The sequence below is a fragment of the Rhodopseudomonas telluris genome (assembly GCF_042432815.1).
Classification (GTDB): Bacteria; Pseudomonadota; Alphaproteobacteria; order Rhizobiales; family Xanthobacteraceae; genus Rhodopseudomonas; species Rhodopseudomonas telluris.
Genome location: NZ_JBHLWM010000005.1, coordinates 532,332 through 553,824 on the forward strand (window position 1 = coordinate 532,332; position 21,493 = coordinate 553,824).

The 21,493-nt window shown below is 66.5% G+C and carries 15 protein-coding genes; 1 reads left to right on the top strand and 14 read right to left on the bottom strand.

What is annotated here, in order from left to right; all coding sequences use genetic code 11:
- Positions 1-73: 73 nt before the first annotated feature.
- Entirely contained in the window at positions 74-2,731 is a 2,658-nt protein-coding gene (locus ACFFJ6_RS14060; RefSeq protein ID WP_378388701.1) for a DUF1522 domain-containing protein, read from the bottom strand.
- Positions 2,732-3,252: 521 nt separating this feature from the next.
- Between ACFFJ6_RS14060 and ACFFJ6_RS14065 the strand changes: the two genes are divergently transcribed.
- Positions 3,253-5,388 (top strand): tetratricopeptide repeat protein, encoded by a 2,136-nt coding sequence (locus ACFFJ6_RS14065; protein WP_378388703.1) that lies wholly within the window; start codon positions 3,253-3,255, stop codon positions 5,386-5,388.
- Positions 5,389-5,688: 300 nt separating this feature from the next.
- Here the strand turns inward: ACFFJ6_RS14065 and ACFFJ6_RS14070 are convergent, their stop codons facing one another.
- The 13 genes from ACFFJ6_RS14070 to ACFFJ6_RS14130 all read right to left on the bottom strand — a co-directional run bounded on the left by ACFFJ6_RS14070 (position 5,689) and on the right by ACFFJ6_RS14130 (position 21,477).
- A complete protein-coding gene (locus tag ACFFJ6_RS14070; RefSeq protein ID WP_378388705.1) occupies positions 5,689-7,491 on the bottom strand; it encodes a thiamine pyrophosphate-binding protein in 1,803 nt (600 codons plus the stop codon).
- Positions 7,492-7,519: 28 nt separating this feature from the next.
- Entirely contained in the window at positions 7,520-8,326 is an 807-nt protein-coding gene (locus tag ACFFJ6_RS14075) for an SDR family NAD(P)-dependent oxidoreductase (protein ID WP_378388707.1), read from the bottom strand.
- The gene (locus ACFFJ6_RS14080) at positions 8,327-9,253 is read right to left on the bottom strand and encodes a nucleotidyltransferase family protein (protein ID WP_378388709.1); all 927 of its coding nucleotides are present in this window, start codon (positions 9,251-9,253) and stop codon (positions 8,327-8,329) included.
- A complete protein-coding gene (locus ACFFJ6_RS14085; protein ID WP_378388711.1) occupies positions 9,250-10,731 on the bottom strand; it encodes a PfkB family carbohydrate kinase in 1,482 nt (493 codons plus the stop codon). The genes ACFFJ6_RS14080 and ACFFJ6_RS14085 overlap by 4 nt, the downstream gene beginning before the upstream one ends.
- Before the next feature lie 5 nt (positions 10,732-10,736).
- Positions 10,737-11,792 carry a zinc-binding dehydrogenase gene (locus tag ACFFJ6_RS14090; protein ID WP_378388713.1) on the bottom strand — a complete coding sequence of 352 codons (1,056 nt, stop codon included), beginning with the start codon at positions 11,790-11,792 and terminating at the stop codon, positions 10,737-10,739.
- A 144-nt stretch (positions 11,793-11,936) separates the two neighbouring features.
- The gene (locus tag ACFFJ6_RS14095; RefSeq protein WP_378388715.1) at positions 11,937-12,989 is read right to left on the bottom strand and encodes an alpha-ketoacid dehydrogenase subunit beta; all 1,053 of its coding nucleotides are present in this window, start codon (positions 12,987-12,989) and stop codon (positions 11,937-11,939) included.
- Between the two features lie 10 nt (positions 12,990-12,999).
- Entirely contained in the window at positions 13,000-13,974 is a 975-nt protein-coding gene (locus ACFFJ6_RS14100; RefSeq protein WP_378388717.1) for a thiamine pyrophosphate-dependent dehydrogenase E1 component subunit alpha, read from the bottom strand.
- Positions 13,971-14,630, bottom strand: coding sequence for a class I SAM-dependent methyltransferase (locus ACFFJ6_RS14105; RefSeq protein WP_378388719.1), 660 nt, complete (start codon positions 14,628-14,630; stop codon positions 13,971-13,973). The genes ACFFJ6_RS14100 and ACFFJ6_RS14105 overlap by 4 nt, the downstream gene beginning before the upstream one ends.
- 8 nt (positions 14,631-14,638) lie before the next feature.
- Positions 14,639-15,676, bottom strand: coding sequence for a GDP-mannose 4,6-dehydratase (locus ACFFJ6_RS14110; protein WP_378388721.1), 1,038 nt, complete (start codon positions 15,674-15,676; stop codon positions 14,639-14,641).
- Complete coding sequence (locus ACFFJ6_RS14115) at positions 15,673-16,611, bottom strand: NAD-dependent epimerase/dehydratase family protein (protein WP_378388723.1); 939 nt, start codon at positions 16,609-16,611, stop codon at positions 15,673-15,675. The genes ACFFJ6_RS14110 and ACFFJ6_RS14115 overlap by 4 nt, the downstream gene beginning before the upstream one ends.
- Before the next feature lie 207 nt (positions 16,612-16,818).
- Positions 16,819-17,505, bottom strand: a complete 687-nt coding sequence (locus ACFFJ6_RS14120) for an SIS domain-containing protein (RefSeq protein ID WP_378388725.1) — start codon at positions 17,503-17,505, stop codon at positions 16,819-16,821.
- A 192-nt stretch (positions 17,506-17,697) separates the two neighbouring features.
- Positions 17,698-18,630, bottom strand: a complete 933-nt coding sequence (locus tag ACFFJ6_RS14125) for an FkbM family methyltransferase (RefSeq protein WP_378388727.1) — start codon at positions 18,628-18,630, stop codon at positions 17,698-17,700.
- Between the two features lie 180 nt (positions 18,631-18,810).
- A complete protein-coding gene (locus ACFFJ6_RS14130; protein ID WP_378388729.1) occupies positions 18,811-21,477 on the bottom strand; it encodes a DUF1522 domain-containing protein in 2,667 nt (888 codons plus the stop codon).
- Positions 21,478-21,493: the final 16 nt, after the last annotated feature.

Consider the following 21,493-nt stretch of genomic DNA (forward strand, 5'->3'; position numbering starts at 1 on the left):
CGGCGTTGCGGGTCGACGAATCGCGGCTGTTACGCGAGGGTGCGACCGGCGCCCTCGCGGTTCACCGCGACGATTACCTGAGCAATTGCAGCACGCTCTGCTGCGACTGGTTGGCCAGCGACAGCGCCGAGACCGCGATCGACTGACGGGTCGACAGCGCCTGGCTGTTCGCTGCTTCTTCGTTGGTATCGGCCAGCGTCAGGTTCGACGAGCCGGTCTGCAGCACGTTGATCAGGTTCTTGGCGAAGTCCTGGCGGATCTGCACGATCGACAGGTTCGAACCATAGGACGACGCCTGCGAGCGCAGCGTGGTCGATGCGGTGTTGAGCGCCGCCAGCGTCTTGTTGGTGGCGGCGTTGTCGATGAAGTCGACACCCGACACCAGCGTCGGCAGGCCGAGCGCGGCGGGGCTGAGCGCGGTGCCGACGATGTTCAGCGTCGACTTGCCGGTCTCGTTGAACACCAGCTTCAGCGTATCGCCGTTCAGCAGGTTGACGCCGTTGAACGAGGCGTCCTGCGACGTGGTGGTGATCTGCTGAATGACGTTGTTGTACTGCTCGACCAGCTTGGCGCGCGCCATCTGCGAGGTGACGTCGGCGACCGGCGGGTTCGGCGTGCTGAAGGTCAGCGTCGCCGTGATGGTGCCGCCGAGCACGCCGCCGTCGGCGATCGAGCCGAGCGTCGACGACGCGTAGTCGTTGTTCGACGAGATCGTCAGCAGGCCGTTGGCGTCGATCTGCGCGATCATGTTGTTGGTCGCGAGCTTGGCGTTGAGCTGCGCCAGCGTCTTCACCGTGCCGCCGGTGCCGTCGCCGAAGGTGATGTTGACCGGCGAGCCGCCCTTGAACGAGGTGAAGGTCAGGCTCTTGCCGGCGACGCCGCCGCTGCCGGAGGCGCGTGACGCCTTGAACTCGGTCGAGGTGCCGGTGTTGCCGGCCAGGCCGAGCGCCAGCATGGCGTTGCCGGTGCCGCTGATCGTCAGATCGGAAGCGCTGCCTGTCGAGATCTTCAGCGAGCCGCTGGACAGCGACGAATTCGCCGAGCCGGTCTGGGTGGTCAGCGTTGCCCCGCCCTGCGCCAGCTTCGCGGTCTGCACGCCGGTGGCGAGGTCGATCGCGGTCAGCACGTCGGCCATCGTGCCGCCCTGCAGGAACACGGTCGAATTGCCGAGGCCGTCGGTTTCGACATGGCCGGTGACGCCGGGGTGCGTGAGCGACGGCGACGGCGTCGGCGCATTCTTGAAGGTGATGGTCTTGCCGTTGACGTTCAGCGTCGAGCCGTCCTGGATCAGGGTGCCGACGGTGGACGCGCTGGTGGTGCGGGTCGCGGTGATCGTCGCCGGGCCTGGACCGGTCGAGCTGGTCAACCGCAGCGAGTTCAGGAAGTCGGCCGGACCCGTGATGCTGAGATCGGCACCGGTCGAGGTCTGCAGCGTCACGACGCCGCTGTTCAATTGCGACGGGGTGCCGTTGGCCGAGAACGTCGCAACGCCACCCGAGATGGTCGCCGTCTTCACGCCGCTGGCGAGATCGATCGCGGTGAGCACGTCGCCGACGGTGGCCGAGGTGAAGGTGTTGCTCGTCCCCATATAGATCGTCGAGTTGCCCGACGTATCCGTGACGATATTGCCGAGCACGCCCGAACCGGCGAGCAGACCCGCGGCGCTCGGCGGATCGCTCGACTTGAACACCACCGACTTGCCGTTGACCGTCAGCGTGGTGCCGTCGGCGATGGCCGGCCCGAGGCCGCCGACCGAATTGAACAGCTTGGTGGTGGCGGTGATCGCAGTCGCCGCGCCGGTGCCGAGCGCGACGTTGACGGTGGCGCCGAAGCCGAGCTTGGCCAGCACCAGACCGCCCGTCGAGTCGCTGATCGACAGCGCCCGGTTGGTGCCGGTGTGGAGCTGGATGTGGCCGTTGGCATCGATCACCGACGGGTTGCTGGTGTTGCCGTTGATGGTGTCGACGGTGGACAGCAGCGCGCTGATCGGCTGATTGATGCCGATCGTGTAGTTGCCGTTGCTGTCGGCGCTGGCCGAGCCCGTGGTGGTGAAGGTGATGGTCTTGCCGTTGACCGTGATCGAGTCGCCGGCCTGCGGGCCGCTCGGCGTCACGGTGGAACCGTTGGTCAGCGAGCTGATCAGGTCGGCGCTGGTGGCGGTCGCAGTCGCGGTGCCGGTGTAGAGCACGGCGCCGGTCGCGGTGGCGTCCGCCGCCACAGCCTTGGAGATCGCGGTGCCGCTGAGGCTGCCGACGCCGCCGCCGAGCGTGTCGGTCGGCGAGACGCCGGTGGTGCCGCCGGCGCTGCCGTCGTTGACCACGGCGCTGGTGGCGGTCGCACTGGCGAAGGTCTGAGTGCCGCGCAGATCGTCCGGAGTGGCGCCCGCAATGGTCGCCGAGACGTTGGATTTCGTGGAGTAGCCGACGTTCGACTGCAGCGCCTGATTGGCGATCGACTTCGCGGTGTCGATCAGCTTGTTCAGCGAAGTGATGCCGGTGTTGGCCGCCTGCAGGATCTGGACGCCGTTGCTGATGCCGTCGAGCAGGTTGTTGATGTCGCTGGCGCGGCTGTCGAGCCCGGCCGCGGTGAAGAAGTTCGTCGGATTGTCGAGCGCCGTGTTGACCTTCTTGCCGCTCGCCAGCCGATTCTGGGTGGTCGACAGCAATTCAGCAGTCGATTGCAGCGAAAGCAGATTCTGGCGAACCGCTGCCGAGAGAACCACATCAGACATGGTGCAAACCTTCCTGATCCGCGCTGGGCGACGACTTCGGTCGTACGCTGCTGCTTGCGTCGGGGCTCTGCCGCGACGCTTGCCGGTTGTGTTTAGACGCCTGTTCTGGAGAGGGACCTCGGCCGCACTCGCGCACGATCCGGATCAACACGGCCGATTCTCGGCCAACCTTCTTCCTGAGCATCAGGACTATGGCCAGCGGTCTTTAAGATATGGTTAACAGCGAATTAAGAGCCCGCCGGACGGAAAAAGCGCTGATTTTTCAATGATAGGAAGCCTCGGGGCTGGGTAAGGGCGCCGCCGAAATGGTGGCTGAATGCCGCTGATTCGAGCTTCCCGGCCCCATGATCGGGCCCAATGGGTGGGTCCGTTAAGGGACTGGTGAGACTCCATCCGGCGGCCATCATGGTTAATGGATAATTTACGCCGGGGCCCGAGTATCAGCGCGATCTACACGATCGACTCGGAGGTGCGTAGGATCGCCCGAAGAGCATGATTCCTCAGGCCGATTCGGACACGCCATGCCGCCCACCAAGGCCTCTGCCGCCTCTTCGTCTCACGACAAATCCTACGAGCCGGTGCTGATGCTGATGCGCGCCCGGGTGCTGCATCAGGGCGGCCAATACGACGAGGCCAAATCGCTCTACAAGAAGGTGCTGAAGAAGAGCCCGAGCCATTTTCAGGCGCTGCACTTCCTCGGCCTCGCCGAGTATCAGAGCGGCCATCTCGACGCCGGCATTCGCTCGCTGAAACGCGCGTTGATCGAGGACCCGAAGTCCGCGCAGGCGCATTCCGATCTCGGCAGCGTGCTTAATGCCGCGAGGCGCTACGACGAGGCGCTGATCGCCTGCGACAAGGCGATCGCGCTCGATCCCACGCTCGCCTTCGCCCACGCCAACCGCGGCAATGTGCTGATCGCGCTCGGCCGCTTTGACGAGGCGCTCGTCAGCCTCGACAAGGCGCTCGAGCTGCTGCCGAGCCATGTCGATACGTGGAACGACCGCGGCAATGCGCTTCACAAGCTCGGCCGCTACGAGGAAGCGCTGACCAGCTACGCGCGCGCCATCGAGCTCGATCCGCAGCACGACATCGCCTACATCAATCGCGCCACGACGCTGAAGGAACTGAAGCAGTTCGACGAGGCGCTGGCGTGCTACGACCGCGCGCTGGCGATCGGCAAGCGACCGATGGACGCCGGCATCGCCCGCGCCGACCTGTTGCTGCAGATGCGGAACGTCGAGGGCGCGCTGGCGACCTGCACGGCGCTGCTGAAGATCGAGCCGAACTCGGTGCAGTCGCTGACGCTGCTGGGCAACTGCATGGCGACGCTCGGCGATGCCGACACCGCCACCGCGCTGCACAGCCGCGCGCTGGCGTTGCGGCCGGACTACGAACCGGCGATCTCCAGCCGGATCTTCTCGATGGACTTCTGCTCCGACGCCGACTTCGCCTCGCAGCAGGCGGCGCGCGCGAGCTGGTGGCAGCATGTCGGCGCCCGGATCTACAAGGCGCATGCGGCGCCGTTCGCGAACGATCGCGATCCGGACCGGCGCCTCGTCATCGGTTACGTCTCGGCCGACTATCGCCAGCACTCGGCGGCGTTCTCGTTCCGGCCGATCTTCGAGCACCACGACCGCAGCAAGGTCGAAGTGATCTGCTACTCGGGCGTGGTGCTGCCGGACGCGGCCACCAAGGCGTTCGAGACGATGGCCGACAAATGGCGCGACTCGTCGCAATGGACCGATGCGCGCCTGACCGACACCATCCGGGCCGACAAGGTCGATATTCTGGTCGACCTTTCGGGCCACTCCGCCGGCAACCGCCTGCGTGTCTTCGCGCGCAAACCCGCGCCGGTGCAGGTCACCGCCTGGGGCCACGCCACCGGCACCGGACTGCCGGTGATCGACTATCTGTTCGCCGACCCGGTCGCAGTGCCGAAGGACGTCCGGTCGTTCTATGCCGAGGCGATCTACGACCTGCCGTCGATCGTGATCATCGAGCCCCCGCCCGCCGGGCTGGGCTCGCCCGAGCTGCCGTTCGACCGCAACGGCTATCTGACCTACGGCTCGCTCAACCGCATCAGCAAACTATCCGACGCCGCGATCGCGGTGTGGGGGCGGATCATGACCGGCAATCCGACATCGCGGCTGATCCTGAAGGATCACCAGATCGACGACCCCGCGGTGCGCCACACGCTGCTGGAGAAGTTCGCCGCCCACGGCATCGCCGCCGATCGCATCACCCTGCTCGGCTCGACCTCGCGGCAGCAGCACCTGCAGACGCTGCGCGACATCGATCTCGCCCTCGATCCGTTCCCGCAGGCCGGCGGCGTCTCGACCTGGGAAGCGCTGCATATGGGCGTGCCCGTGGTGAGCAAGCTCGGCAACACCGTCGCCAGCCGCGTCGGTTCGGCGATCCTGGCGGCCGCCGGCCTGCCGGAATTCATCGCCACCGACGAGGAGCGCTATGTGGCGATCGCGCTCGATCCGGATCGCGAACAGCTCCGCTCGATCCGCCGCGGCCTGCCCGCCTTCATCGTCGAGCGCTGCGGCCCGGCGGCCTACACCCGCGCCGTCGAAGACGCCTACCGCACCATGTGGCACCGCTGGTGCGCCACGCCGGCGGATGCGAAGGTGGTGTTAACTGGGAAACGCTGAGCAACGAGTCAGCCCCTGAGCAACGAGCCAGCTACGGCACACTCCTAACTGACACGACGAATAATCGTTTTCATGTCGTCATGGCCGGGCTCGTCCCGGCCATCTACGTCTTCAGCACTTCGACACACAACAACCTCATGGTGCGGAGGTGCGCAGCGCCGTCTCGAACCATGGGCCGCGGGGGATGCGTGGCCCCATCCTTCGAGACGCCCGGCTTCGCCGGGCTCCGCAGGATGAGGACTCAGTACATGTGGTAAGCGCCGCAGGGTTGGAGAAGGAGTCCGATCGGCAGCCCCCGGGTCACACCCCCGCCCCGCCGCTCTGGCTCGGCGGCGCGCCGGGCTTGAACGGCGCAACGATCATCTCGCGCGCGATCAGGGCGTCGTCGATCGACGGCAGCTGGCTCTCCAGCGGCGCGCCGAATTTCAGCACCGGAAACAGCTTCTGCGCCGGGTTGATCTCGACATTGCAGAACACCGGTCCCCTGCGCGCATAGACGTCCGCGAGCTGCGCGGCGATGTCGCCGCTGCGGCTGATGGTGACGACCGGCAGGTCCATCGCCTCGGCCACCTTGGCGAAATCGACGAACGACAATCCGCTCGGCGCATCGACGCCGACGTAGTTGCCGTCGAGCCAGGTCTCCAGCGTCTGCTTCTGGATGCCGTGGCCGTGATTGTTGAACAGGAACAGCCGCAGCGGCAGCCGGTGCCGCGCCAGCAGCGCCATCTCGCCGAGCGTCAGCATCAAGCCGCCGTCACCGATGATACACGTCACGCCGCCCTTGGCCTGCACGGCCGCTCCGATCGCGGCCGGCAGCGCGTAGCCCATCGCGGTGTTGTTCCAGTCCGAGATCAGCCGCTGGCCGCGCTGGATGCGGAAGCCGTTGCAGGTCCAGGTCAGATTGCCGCCGGTGTCGACATAGATCAGCTCGTCGCTCGGCGTGGCGTCGCTGAGCTTGTCGACGAAGTCGTAGGCATCGACATGGCCCGCATTGGCGCCGGCCGGCCCCGGCCGATCGTCCGGCAACGCGCTGCGCCAATGCGCGATCTTCGCAAGCCACTCCGCGCGCGGCGGCGCCGCCTCGAGCGCGCCGAGCAGCTTCGGCACGAAGTCATCGAGCCGCGCCGCGATGCGCGTGGCGATGCGGATGCCACGGCTGTCGAACTTGTCCATCTCGCCGCGGCTGGCATCGACCATCACGATCGTCGCCTCGCGCGCGAACGACGGCAGGATGCCGCCGGTGACGTTCTGCGACAGCCGGCTGCCGAGGCACAGAATCAAATCGGCGTTCTGGATCGCGAAGTTGCCGAGCCGCGGCCCGTACACGCCGAACGGCCCGACGCGCAACGGATGCGCGTGCGCGATCAGATCAGTCGCCGCCCACGTCGTCAGCACCGGCATGCCGAGCCGATCGATCAACTGATCGAGCGCCGCGCCGATCCTCGGCGTCGACAGCCCGCCGCCGAGCACCAGCACGGGCCGCCTGGCCTGCGCGATCAGCGGCAGCAGCGCGGCGATCTCGGCGTCGAGATCGCTGATGGCGATCTGCGCCTCAGGCACGAACGGCGCCAACGTGTCCGGATCGATCTCGGCGCGCTGCAGATCGTCGGGCAGATCGATCAGCACCGAACCGGGCCGGCCTTCGAAGGCAAGATAGACGGCCTTCTCCAGATGATAGCGGATCGTCGCCGGATCGCTGATCTGCACCGCGTATTTGGTCACGGTGGCGAAGATCGACGGCACGTCGGTTTCCTGGAAGCCGAGCTGGCGGACGTCGTTCTGGCCCTTGAGCCGATGTGTCGCCACCTGGCCGGTGATCATCAGCGTCGGCACCGAGTCGTAATACGTACAGCACACGCCGGTCAGCAGATTGGTGGCGCCGGGACCGCTCGTGGTGATCGCGACACCGAGCTTGCCGGTGGCGCGCGCGTAGCCGTCGGCCGCGATCGCGGCGGCCTGCTCGTGCTGCGGGAAGATCGGCGTGACGTCGGGATGCTTCGCCGCCGAGTCGAACAGATGCACCGCGGCGCCGCCGGAGATGCCGAACACATGGGTGACGTCGCGCCGCGCGAGAAAATCGATGACGTAGTCGGAGAGCTTCACGCGAACCTCCTGGCGCAGACGGCGACGTTCAATTGCCGTGCCGCCGCAGCTTGTAGATGTTGGGATCGGCCGCCAGCCGCGCAGTCAGCGCCGCACCGCCATCGCGCCAGCTATCGTGCACGACCGAGAAATTGCGGCCGCCGGTGGCGGCGCGGCCGGCCGCGAAAGCCCATTCGATGCAGCCGAAGATGTCCTCGATCGTCGTGCCCTGCTGGCCGCTGTCGAGAAACTCCAGCGTGCGGCGCAGATTGATGCCGGCGTCATCGCCGGCCTCGACGGTCTGGCGATGGATCTTGGTATTGACCCAGCCGGTGCCGACCGCGATCGCGTGCACGTCGGCATACTCATCGTCGAGCAGCTCGCACAGCTTCACCAGCATCACCTTGCCGAGGCAGTAGGCCGAGTAGTTGCGGAACGGCCCGTTGATGCCGCCGCCGACCAGGAACGCGACCTTGGCGGCCGACGACTGATCGCGATGCGGATACAGCGCATGCAGCAGCCGCATCTGCGCGACGGAGTTCAGCGACAGCGACGCGGCCCACTCGTCGAAATCACGGCCGAAAAAATCGCCGATCGGCGACAGCTGCCCGGCGGCGCTGATCAGCCGCTCCCACGGATTGCCGAACGCCGCGATCTGCGCCGCCGCGCTGCGGACGCTCGCGGCATCGGTCAGGTCGCAAGGCACCAGATGAATGCCGGCATCGGCCTTCAGCTCGGCGAGATTGTCGCTCGACCGATAGGTGCCGATCACCTCAACGCCCTGCGCGCGATAGAGCTGCGCCAGCTTGACGCCGATGTCGCTGGAGATCGCCGCGATGATCACGCTGCCCGGCATCTAGCGCGCTCCGTCGTTGCTGTAAGTCTTCGCCGCGGCCTGCGCGAAGGCTTTGGCGAGGGCATTATCGTTGTCGGTCATCAGACCGAACCAGGGATCGTTAGCTTCCGTCATTGCGAGCGAAGCGAAGCAATCGAGAGTCCCCTGCATCGGGCTGGATTGCTTCGTCGGCAGCGCCTCCTCGCAATGACGGGGAGAGGCTGCAAACCGGGTCGCCGCCAGCGGATAGTCGAGCTGCGCCAGCGCCAGGCTCGATGGATTGCCGATGTCGCGGTGATAGCTACCGTTATGGAACGAGCCGATCCGGCCCATGAACGCCGGCAGCACCTCGGTCGAAAAGTCGACGATCGGCTTGCCGAGCGCCGCGATGAACGCGATCACCTCGGGCTCGACGAGATACACCGCCGCATTGGCGAGGTTGCCTTTTGGATGCTGCGGCTTCTCGTCCATCTCCAGCACGCGGCCTTGCGCATCGAGCGAAAGGATGCCGCAGCTCTGCGGATGATCGGTGACGAAGCTCATCATCGTCATCGCGCAGTCGCCCGGTCGCGCCGCGTGGGCGGCGAGGAAAGCGCGTGGATCGAACAGGCTGAGATTGTCCGCATGCGCGAACAGCGTCGGTCGCTCGGCGAAACGCTCGCGGTGCCGCCGCAGCGTGCCGGCGGTGCCGAGCAGCGTTTCTTCCGGCGCGAGGATGACGCGGTCGGCCCACGGGCTGCGGCGGATGTAGTCGCTGACCAGGTCGGCGTGGTGATGCAGATTGACGACGATCTCGCTGAAGCCGGCGTCGTACAGCATCTCCAGCCACAGCCCGAGCAGCGGCCGGCCGGCGATCGGCATCAGGCATTTCGGCAGCACGTCGGTGAGCGGCGCCAGCCGCGTGCCGAGCCCCGCCGCGACCAGCAGCGCCTTGGCGGGCGCGCTCACGCGTCGAGCTCCTTGATGATGTCGGCGGTGGTCACCGGGATGTTGCCGATGCGGCCGACCTGGCAGGCGGCGGCGATCGACGCCAGATACGCGCTGCGCCAGATGTCGCTGCCGACCGCGAGCGCCAGCGCCGCGCAGACGAAGAACGAGTCGCCGGCGCCGGCGGCATCCTTCGGCGCCGTGTTGAACGCCGGCAGACGATCAGTGAGCACCGAGCCGCGGCCGGCGGCGGCATGCACCAGAAGTCCTTCGGCGGCGAGCGTGAGGATGACGTTCTTGGCCTTCGCCTTCTGCCGCAACGCCTCGACCAGCACGACGAGGCCGGAGTCGAAATCGCGCAGCGCCAGCCGCGCCTCGCGCTCGGTCGGCTTGATCAGCAGCATGTTCCTGAAGCGCGAAATGTCGCCGACCTGCGACGACGACTGGCTGTCGGCGACCATCGGGATCGACCGCTCGCGGCACAGCGCGCTGATCGCCTCGACCAGCTTGGTCGGCAGGCAGCCATAGTTGAAATCGGAGAACACCACGAGGTCGGTCGTCGCCAGCCTGTCGCGCACCGCCGCCAGCATCGTTTCCTGCAGGTCGGCGTCGATATCGTGCTGCTTGAGATGGCTGACGCGCAGCAGCGTCTTGTTGCCGGCTCGGAAGCGCTGCTTGTTGGTGGTCGGCCGGCTTTCGTCGGTGAGGATGGTGGCGTCGACCTGATAGGAGGCCAGCCGCTCGCGCGCCAGATCGGCCATCGCATCCTTGCCGCCGACGGTGAGCAGATCGACCTTGCAACCCATGCCGGCGGCGTGGCCGGCGACGATGCCGGCGCCGCCGACGAACAATTCGCGCAGCACCGGCGTGACCACGATGGTCGGATCCTCCTGCGACATGCCGAGCGGATCGCAGGCGATGTACTCGTCCATGATCAGATCGCCGAGCACCAGCACGCGCAGCGCCGGAAACTGCCCGAGGATCGCCTTGAGATCGGCGAAGCCGAAGCGATGGCGGCGCGGATAGTCGAGCGGCTTGAAGATCGACGTCGGATTGAACTCGCGAAACTCGCGCCGGATCAAATCGAGCGACGAGAACGCCACCTCGCCGGACGAGAACAGCAGCCGGCCGCCGTAACCATCCAGCACCGGCTTCTCCGGATTGTCGACCCCTTCGTGTTCCTTGCCCTTCACCACCACGGCCGGCTTCAGCGCGGCGATGAAATCTTCCGGCCTGTCGTCGAGCAGGAATGCGTGGTTGACGAAGCCGATCGCGTTGACGCCTTCGAGCCGCAGATCCTTCGGCAGCATCCAGTCATAGCCGGGATCGGCCGCGACGCCGACGACGAGGAAATCGCCGCACTCCGCGGCGAACTTCAAGAGACGCAGATGGCCCGGATGCACGATGTTGAAATTGCCGGAGACGAACACGATGGCGCGGTCCGGCCCGGCTTCGGCCCGGATGCGCTGCAGCGTGGTTTCTGTCTCGGGATGCAGCATCGCGGTCACCCCAGCGTCGGATCGATTTCGATCAGCGGCCGCACGCTGCGGCGGTGCTCGAGATCGTCGAGTGCGGCGTTGATCTCCGTGAGCGCGTAGCGGCGCGTGAACATCGACGCCAGCGGCAGCTTGCCGTCGCGATACAGTCCCGCCAGCAGCTCGATGTCGTGGCCCGGACGGCTGTCGCCGCCCCAGGTGCCGAGGATACGCTTGCCGCAGATCAGCTCGAACGGATCGAGCGCGATCTTCTCGTCGCTCTTGGGATGCGACGCGAACACGCACAGCCCGCCGAACCGCCGCGTGGCGTCGAACGCCTGCTCGATCACCCGCGTCAGGCCGGCGGACTCGATCGCGAAGTCGACGCCGAGGCCGCCGGTGAGCGCGCGGATCTCCTCGACCGGATTGCTGCGCGAGGCGTCGATCACCGCGGTGGCGCCGAGCTCGCGCGCCATTTCCAGCTTGGCCGGCTCGACATCGACGGCGATCAGCTGCTTGCAGCTGAACAGCTTGCAGGCCATCAGCGCCGACAGCCCGATGCCGCCGAGGCCGAACACCGCAAGCGTCGATCCCGGCGGCGGCTTGGCAATGTTGATGACGATGCCGGCGCCGACCGGCAGCGCGCAGCCGAACAGCGCCGCGACGTCCATGGGCACGCCCGGCGGCAGCGGCGTCACGCGGTTTTCCGCGACGACCGCGTATTCGTTGAAGGTCGTCACCGCGCCGGCATTGATATAGCCGTTGCGGCCCTTGTAGCGGATGCCCTGCGCGTCGGCGCCCGCGCCCTTGATCCAGCCGAGGATGACGCGATCACCCGGCCGCACCTTGGCGACGCCCTCGCCGATCTCGACGACCACGCCGGAGCCCTCGTGGCCGAGCATATGCGGCAGATAGCGATCGGGCCCGCGGCCGCCGCGCGCTTCCATCACCTGGCTGTGGCAGACGCCGGAGTAAGCGAGCTTCACCAGCACCTGCCCGGCCGCCAGCGCCGGCGCCTCGACGGTTTCGATCGACAGCGGCTGATTGAGCTCGTGCAGCACGGCGGCGCGGAAGGTCACGGACATGACGGGCTCCGCAGGTTCGAGTCCTGCCCTCTCCCCGTCATTGCGAGCGAAGCGAAGCAATCCAGCGCTCCGTGCTCGGAGCTGGATTGCTTCGTCGCTACGCTCCTCGCAATGACGGGGTGAGATTGTGCCATCATCGCGCCCTCAGAACGGCCCGGAGAACCAGGTGCCCGGCACGTCGTGCGGGAATGTGCGCTGGGCGATCAGCGACGCGGTCTCGACCTCGCGGCCGAGCATGCGGCCGACGGCGTCGGCGATGTGTTCGGCGCGGACGTGATAGTTCTTGGTCAGTGCCGGGCTGGTCGCCTCCGGAACGTCCGGCGCGGCGAGGCGTTGCGGCGCGGCCTTCAGGCTGGCGAAATGATCGGTCGCCATCCGCGCCACGATCTCGCCTGCGACGCCGCCGGTGAGATGCCCCGGGTCGAGCGCCAGCAGCCGGCCGGTCTTCTGCACCGAGGCAATCACGGTGGGCCAGTCGAGCGGCCGGATGCTGCGCAGATCGATCAGCTCGCAGGCGATGCCCTGCGCGGCGAGATGATCGGCCGCGTGCAGCGCCTCGACCGTCATGTAGCTCATCGCCACGATCGTCACCGCGTCGCCGCTGCGGACCACGCGCGCTTTGCCGAGCGGCTCGCGGACGTCGCCGGCGGGCACGTCACCCTGCATGTTGTGCAGCCAGCGATGCTCGAGGAAGATCACCGGATCGTCGTCGAAGATCGACCCGAGCAGCAGCGTCTTGGCGTCCGCGGCCGTGGTCGGCATTACTACTTTAAGGCCGGGAATGTGGGCGAACCAGGATTGCAGGCTCTGCGAATGTGTAGGCCCCTGGCCCCAGCCGCGGCCGATGATCATCCGGATGGTGATCGGCACGCCGCGCCGGCCGCCGAACATGAAGCGCCACTTGGCGGCGTTGTTGACGAGCTGATCGAGCGACAGCAGCGCGAAGTCGAGCCGCTGATGCGTCAGCACCGGCCGCATCCCGTTCAGCGCCGCGCCGATCGCAAAGCCGGTCATCGCCGCTTCCGAGGTCGGCATGTCGAACACGCGGTCGGAGCCGAACTGCTTGTGCAGATCCAGCGTAGTGCCGAACACGCCCTTGGGATCGTCGGTGCCGAGCCCGAAGCAGATCACGCCGGGATCGGCGGCGAGCGCGGTGGCGAGCCCATCCCGGATCGCGGCGGCGAAGCTGGTTGCCATCGCGCCCTCCTCAGCCCGCCGCCGCATAGACGTCGGCGAAGGCGTCTTCGGCCGGCGGGAACGGCGAGGCTTCGGCGAAGGCGAACGCCTCGGCGATTTCGGCGTCGATCGTCGCCTGCATCGCCGCGACATCGGCGTCGCCGATCACGCCCTCGGCGATCAGCGCGCGCTGCAGCGCCGGCACCGGATCGCGCAGCTTCCACGCGTCGTATTCGGCGACACTGCGATAGCCGATGTCGTTGTCGTAGTTCGGCCCGCAATGTTCGCGCCAGCGATAGGTCTCGAATTCGTAGAACCGCGGTCCCTCGCCGGCCCGGATTGCCGCAACGCCCTCGCTCAGCGCGGCATACACCGCGCGCGCGTCGTTGCCGTCGCCATGATGGGTGGTCAGGCCGAACCCGGCGACGAGTTCATAGAGCTTGCGGCCCGGCGGCTGTCGCACGCCGAGCGGCGAATACACCGAGTAGCCGTTGTTCTCGCACAGGAACAGCACCGGCAGCTGCTTCACGACGGCGAAGTTCACCGACTCGAAGAACACGCCGGTTTCCGGCACCGCGTCGCCGAGGAACACGCAGGCGATCTGCCCGGTGTTGTTCAGCTTCATCGGATAGGACAGACCGACGCCGACTGGCACGGTGCCGCCGACGATCGCGGTCGAGCCCATGAAGCCGACGCTCTCGTCGATCAGATGCATCGAGCCGCCCTTGCCGCGGGCGCAGCCGGTGACCTTGCCGTAGATCTCGGCGATCATCGCCTTCAGCGATCCGCCTTTGGCCAGATAGTGCGCGTGGGCGCGATGGCCGCTGACGGCCAGATCGGTCTTTTCAAGCACCACGCCGGCGGCGGCCGCGACGGCCTCCTGTCCGACCGACAGATGCGTCGGGCAGCGCATTTTCTGCTCGCCGTAGCGCGCCGCGATGGTCTCCTCCACGCTGCGGATCCGCAGCATGTCGAACAGCAGGCGGCGCGACGTCTCGGCCGTCATGGGATGAACCAGTAGTAATCGCCGGTGTAGCCGATCTCGGCGAAGAACGCCTTCCACTCGTCGACATGCATGATGGTCTGCGCCGTGAGATTCCACGCCATCATCCGGCGCTTTTCCTCGTCGTCGCGATAGGCATCGACGGTGATGAACGCACCCCCGCGCGCCACCCGCTCGATCTCGCGCAGCGCGGTCGCGCAGTCGTCGCGGACGAGGTTGTGCACGGTGTTGATCGAGATCACCACGTCGAACGACTTGTCGGCGAACGGCAGCTTCGTCGCGCTGGCGACGCTGACATGCGGCTTCATGTCGTCGATCGCGTGCGTGATCGCATACTCCGAAATATCGACGCCCTTGACGGTGATGCCGGGGATCAGTTCGGCCATGTCGTGCAGCATGAAGCCCTTGGCGCAGCCAACGTCGAGCACGGAGGACGACGCGTCGAGGCCGAAATGCGACTGGAACGTCGGGATCACCGGCTGCCAGAACCGCGGCATGTAGTTGAAGCCGCCATAGCCGTGGCGGCGGTCGCCGTCGAAAAAGTCCTGGCCGAACTTTCGTGCGACGGCGCGATCCTCTTCCGACTTGGTCTGGCCACGCTCGTCGACATTGCGCTTGGTGCGCGGATAGTTGACGAGCAGATCGATTTCCTGGCCCATTCCCGGCCTCACGGCTTGTGCTGATAGTCGAAGGGTTGCGTCTTGAGCACGTCGAGCCAGCGATCGACCCAGGCGATGGTCTGGTCGATGCCCTGCTCCAGCGAGACCTGGTCGCGCCAGCCGAGTTGGCGGCGGATCTTGCCGCTGTCGAGCTTGTAGGCGGCGTCCTTGCCGAGCCGGTCGCCGACGATCTCGACGTGATCCGCGAAGGCGACGCCCATGCGGGCGCAGATCATCTCCACCAGTTCGCGGATGGTGACGATGCGGTCGGTCGAGATGTGATAGGTCTCGCCGAGCGTGCCATTCGCGGCGATCCGCCGCGTCGCGTCGGCGACGTCGGAGGCGGCGATGAACGAGCGCTCCGAGGTGCCGCCGCCGTGCAACTGGAGCTTGCGGCCGAGACGGATGAACAGGATGGTGCGCGGCACGATGCGGTACAGCCGCTGTCCGGGGCCGTACACATTGGCGGCGCGGGTGTACAGCACCGGGAAGCCGTAGGCGCGGAAGTACGAACGCAGGCTCATGTCGCCGGCCGCGCGCGACACCGCGTACGGCGTCGACGGATCGAACGGCGCATCCTCGGTCAGTGTTCCGGTCGCGCCGCCGTAGACTTCGGGCGTCGTGACGTGGACGTAGCGATCGAGAAAATCGCAGTGCCGCAGGCGCTCGTGCAATCGCACGGTGGAGACCACGTTGGTCATGAACCAGTGATCGGGGTTGGCCCAGCTCTCGCCGACCATGCTCTGCGCGGCGAAGTTGATGATGCAGGGAAACCGCTCGGCCTCGATCAGCGTCATCAGCGCGTCGAGGTCGTGGTTGAGGTCGAGCTGACGAAACCGGAAGCGCGACGTATCGGTCCAGCGATACGGCAGGAACGCCTCGTGCGGCTCCGGCGAGCGGCTGACGCCGACGACCTCCATGCCGTGATCCAGCAGATCGCGCACCATCTCGGCGCCGGTGAAGGAGTTGCTGCCGAGCACCAGAACCTTTCCGAACGCCGCGCCGGCCTTCGCATCGGGCGACGACGCAGGGATCGGTCCGGTCACGCCCCGATGCTCCGCTGCATCCAGCGCAGATTGTAGGCGCGATCCTCGTTCTTCAGTTCGCCGCGCTGGAACTTGACGATGATCTCGCGGATCGCGTCGTTCACCGTCTTCTTCGGCTTGAAGCCGGTCGCGAGCAGCTTGTCGGAGTTGATCCGGTACGAGCGCGGATCATTCGACTCCGTCACCGTGATCTTGGTCGGCACCTGCGCGTCGACCATCCGGGCGATGTCGAGGATCGAGATGTTCTCGAAGCCGGCATTGTAGATGCCGCGCAGTTCGGGCCGATCCAGCAGCATCACGTAGAGATCGGTGATGTCGTCGATATGGATGTTGGGGCGGACCTGATTGCCGCCGAACACGGTGATCTCGCCGTTGGTCAGCGCCTGCATGGTCAGCATGTTGACCGAGACGTCGAGTCGCATCCGCGGCGATGGACCGCACACGGTCGCGGGGCGCACGATCTGCACCGCCATGTCGCCGCCGTAGCTGAGCATCACCCGCTCGGCGACCATCTTGGTCTTGTTGTATTCCGAGATCGGCTCCAGCGTCAGATCCTCGGTGACGTGCTCCTCGTCCTTGATGCCGTAGACGCTGCCGGACGACGCGTAGATGAAGCGCTCGATGCCTTCGCGCGCTGCGCGGTCGGCGAGCTGCATGGTGGCGAGCGCGCTGATCTCCCAGGTCAGCTTGGGATTGAGATCGCCGCACGGATCGTTGGCGACCGAGGCCAGATGAATGATCGCATCGATGCCGTCCAGCGGGATCGATTTGGCGTCGCGAACGTCGCCGCGCACCACCGTCAGCGCCGGATGCTGCGGCAGGTCGTTGCCGAACCACATGATGTCCAGCGCCACCACCTCGTCGCCGCGCGCGAGCAATTTCGGCACCAGCGTGGTCCCGACATAGCCGCAGGCGCCGGTCACCAGGATCTTCATCGCATCATCCTAACGAGATCATTCAAGAGCAGATGTGTCGGGCCGCGGCCGGACCGGGACACCCGGCTCCGCCACCAGTCGCTACGCAAGGTCGCTACGCAAAACGCCACACCGGGACACGGCTGTGCCGCGTCCACGAATCACTGCTGTCTATGTTTCCAGAGATACACGCATTTCTGCACGCGCTGGTAGGGCCGCGCGACGCGATCAGCCGGCCGCCGGCAACGGAACGCGCTGGCCGCAGGCAAAATCGAGGATCGCGTGGCACAGCGTCAGATGACCGATCTCCACGAAGCCATATTGGTCGGAAGCCAGATAGAAATTGATGTCGCCCTGGCTGCGCAGCGGGTTGTCCGCCGCAAAGCCGCTCAGCGTCACGATGCGGCAACCACGCTGCTCCGCCACCGCGACCGCATTGAGGATATTCGGCGAGCGTCCAGAGCTCGAGATCGCGATCACAAGATCGCCGGGCTGAGCGAACAGATCGATCTGCTTCGCGAACACCTGCTCGTAGCCGAGATCGTTGCCGAGGCAGGTCAGCATCGCACCGTCGTTGAGACAGACCGCGCGTAATCCGCCGTTCTTGGAGTAATCGACGGCCATATGGCTGGCGATCGCGGCGCTGCCGCCGTTGCCGATGAAGATCAGCTTGCGACCTTCGGCATGCGCCTCGCGCGCCCAGGCGATCACCAGCGAAGCTGCGACTTCCTGACCGAAAGTATGACCGTCGCGGTTCGAAACCTGGGTGGCGGCCAGCGCGTTGCGGAGCACGTCGAAATAGCCGAGCATCTGCTTGCGCGACACCAGCGGGCTCGCGGCGACATCCGTCTGGATATCACCCGAGGACTCGTGGGAGTCCGACTCCCGGGCCTGCGTCTTGCGCGAGTTCATCATCTGTGCCCCAGGCGCCCAAGATGCGCTTGATTCGTCACTAATGACTGAATCGCAATCAACTGGCAACGCACAGACATCCACAGACATAAACGAGCGCGCGCCGGTCCTCCTCACGCTATCCGCGCAGCCGCCCTCGGCATTCTACGAGGGGCCCGGGCCGACCATTCAGGACAGCTCAGCGGGCTGCGGCGGCTACGCGAGCGACAGGCCCGGCATCGCGTCCTTGCGCGTCAGGAAGGCGCTGCCCTGCTTGTACGACGTCGGCAGATCCGCCAGCGACTCCGCCTTGCGCCAGCCAGTCTTCTGGGTGAACAGCCGGACGCCCGCCTGGGTCGCGTAGTCGAAGATCGCCGCGGCGTTGGCGTCGCTGCCGATCTCCAGCATGACGTCGAGGCTGTCCCACCGCGCGGCCGGCAGCGAGGTGATGATCACCGCCTCGTGGCCCTCGGCGTCGATCTTGGCGAAATCGACGGCGGCGGCGATCCTGGCGAAGGCCTCGAGCCGCACCTTGAAGCGGTCGATCTCACCATAGGGATCAAGCTTGGCGCCGGCGATGTGGCTGCCGGTGGTATTGCCGCGCAGACGAAGGAACTCGGCCTCGCCGGCCTGCGCCGAGACGGCCGCTTCGTTGACGTGGACCGTGGTGACGCCGTTGGCGCGCAGATTGGCCTGCAGCAGCGCGACGTGTTCTGGATCCGGCTCGTAGGTTTCGACCGCAAAGCCGCAGCGCGCCATGACCAGGCTGTGCAGGCCGATATTGCCGCCGATATCGGCGGTCTTTTGGTAGGTGCCGCGGTTCTGCCAGTAGAACGCGAACAGGATCAGTTCGTCGAGTCCGAACAGGTCCAGCGAGTCGACCGCGCCCATCGCATGATACGGGAAGCTGATCCGACCGAACGGCCCGAACGGAACGTCCCTGCCGCCTTGTGCAAATAGCGTCACCACCGCCTGCCGCGCCGCGGCGGCCAGGGCCTGATAGGTGGCGCTTCCCGGCGCGTGGTGGTGCGTCAGTTCGGGCAGTGCGGCGATGATCGCGGCAAGAACTTCATCGGCCGCCGGCGCGTGCGGCGCGGCCGAGGGCTGAGACGACGCGGTGCTACCTGGTACCGGGGCGGTCTGGTTCATGGATCGACGCCGTCGCTGATGAGACGATGAATCACTCCGACCACATTTCTGGCGAGAGGGCAAGCAAATGCCCGCCTGCGACACCGGCCGGAAGGCTGCGCAAAGCCGCAGCCACCACAAACGAAAGCGGCGGGGTTTCCCCCGCCGCCTCCAGATCGTTAGTTCGACGCCTGCCGCGGATCAGCGCAGGAGCTGGAGCACGCCCTGCTGCGACTGGTTGGCCAGCGACAGCGCGGACACCGCGATCGACTGGCGGGTCGTCAGCGCCTGGCTGTTCGCCGCTTCCTCGTTGGTGTCGGCCAGCGTCAGGTTCGACGAGCCGGTCTGCAGCACGTTGATCAGGCTCTTCGAGAAGTCCTGACGGGCCTGCACGATCGACAGGTTCGAACCGAACGCGGAGGACTGCGACCGCAGAGCGGTCGAAGCGGCGCTCAGCTTCGTCAACACCGCGTTGGTGGCGTTGTTGTCGATGAAGTCGACGCCCGAGCTCAGGGTCGACAGGCCGAGGCCGGTCGGGTTGAAGGTCACGCCCTGGATCGAGATCGTGGACTTGCCGGTTTCGTTGAACACCAGCTTCAGGTTGTCGCCGTTCAGCAGGTTGACGCCGTTGAACGAGGAGTCCTGCGCGGTGGTCTTGATCTGGTCGAGCACGTCGTTGAACTGCTTGACCAGGCCCGAGCGGGTCGTCTGGGCGTTGACGTCGACCACCGGCGCGTTCGGCACCGAGAAGGTCAGGGTCGAGGCCAGAGTGCCGCCGATCGCACCGCCGTCCGCGCCGCCCAGGGTGTGGGAAGCGTAGTCGTTCGACGCCGAGATCGTGAGCTTGCCGGAGGCGTTGTCGATCGACGCCGTCAGGTTGTTGGAGGCCAGCGCAGCGTTCAGCTGAGCGAGCGACTTGACGGTGCCGTTGGTGCCGTCGCCGAGCGTGACGTTGGTGGCCGCACCGCCGTTGAAGGAGGTGAAGGTCAGCGTCTTGCCGTTCAGGCTGCCGGCCGCCGCACCGCGAGCCGCGGTGAACGAGCTGGCGTTACCGCTCGGGCCGGTGAGGCCGAGGGCAGCGAGCGCGTTGCCGGTGCCGTTGATGCTGAGGTCCGACGCCAGGCCGGTCGACAGCTTCAGCGAGCCGCTCGTGATCGACGAGTTGGCCGTGCCGTTGGCAGTCGCGATCGTCGCGCCGGAAACACCCAGCGAAGCGGTGCGGACACCGGTGGCAAGGTCGATGGCCTTGAGGACGTCGTCGACAGTGCCCTTCTGCAGGTACACGGTCGAGTTGCCGTTGCCGTCGGTTTCGACGTTGCCGGAGATGCCCTGGTGGGTCGACGACGCGGTCGGAACAGCGGCGTTCTTGAAGGTGACGGTCTTGCCGTTCACGTTCAGAGTCGAGCCGTCCGCGATCAGCGTGCCCAGCGTGGTGCCGCTGGTGGTGCGCTGCTTGGTCAGGGTCAGCGGACCCGTACCGGTCGCGGAGGTGAGGCCGAGGCTCTTGAACAGGTCGGTCGAGGCCGTGATGTTCAGGTCGGCGCCGGTCGAGCTCTGGATGGTGGTGATACCAGCCGCCACGGCCGAAGCAGTCTGGCCGGAGTTGGTGCTGATGGTGGCAACGCCGTTCGAGATCGACGCCGACTTGACGCCGTTCGCGAGATCGACCGCGGTCAACAGATCGCCCACCGTCGCGTTGGTGAACTTGGTCTGGTCGCCGAGGTAGATGGTCGAGTTGCCGTTGCCGTCGGTGCCGATACGGCCGAGAACGCCAGTGCCCGACGGGATGTTGTTGCCCTGCGGAGCATCGGAGGTCTTGAACGTGATCGTCTTGCCGTTCACCGAGATGGTGGTGCCGTCAGCGATCGCGGTGGTGGAGAGACCACCATGGGTGTTGAACAGCTGAGTGCTGCCGGAGATGTTGGCCGACGCGGTCGAAGCGGCGGTGTCAACGGTCTGCGCGGTCAGGCCGAGCTTGGCCAGCACGGCGCCGCCGGCGTTGTCGCCGATGGTCAGCGGGCTGTTGGTGCCCGAGTGCAGTTCCAGCTTGCCGCCCGTGACGGTCGACGAATGGCCGGTGTTGCCGTTGATGTCGTCGATGGTGTTGGTCAGCTTGGTCAGGGTCTGGTCGAGACCGATCGTGTAGTTGCCGTTGCTGTCCTTGCTGGCAGCGCCGGCGGTGGTGAAGGTGATGGTCTTGCCGTTCACCGTGATCGAGTCGCCCGCAGCCGGACCAGTGGCCGTCGCGGTGGTGCCGTTGGTCAGCGCGCTGATCAGGTCGCTGCCGGCGGCCGCAACCGTACCAGTGCCGACGCTGAGGACGCTGCCGAGCGCGGTGTTGTCAGCCGCACCGAGAACGGTGACAGCCGCGGACGCCGCGATGCTGACGATCGCACCGCCGAGCGTGTCGGTACCCGACGCAGCGGTGGTGCCGCCGGCGGTACCGTCGAAGATCACGTTGCCGGTGGCAACGGCGTTCGAGTAGCTCTGGGTGCCGCGGAGGTCGTCCGCGGTCGCACCGGCGATGGTCGCCGACACGTTCGACTTCGTGGCGTAGCCCGAGGTCGTCTGCAGAGCCTGGTTGGCGATCGACTTGGCGCTGTCCACCAGCTTGGTGAGCGAGGTGATGCCGGTGTTGGCGGCCTGCAGGATCTGCACGCCGTTGCCGATGCCGTCGAGCAGGTTGTTGATGTCGCTGGCGCGCGCGTCGAGCGAAGCAGCGGTGAAGAAGTTGGTCGGATTGTCGAGAGCCGAGTTCACCTTCTTGCCGGACGAGAGGCGGCTTTGGGTGGTGGCGAGCAGATCAGCCGTGGCCTGGAGCGACGAGAGATTCTGGCGAACGGCGTTCGAGAGAACGATACCTGACATGTGATGCTACCTTCCT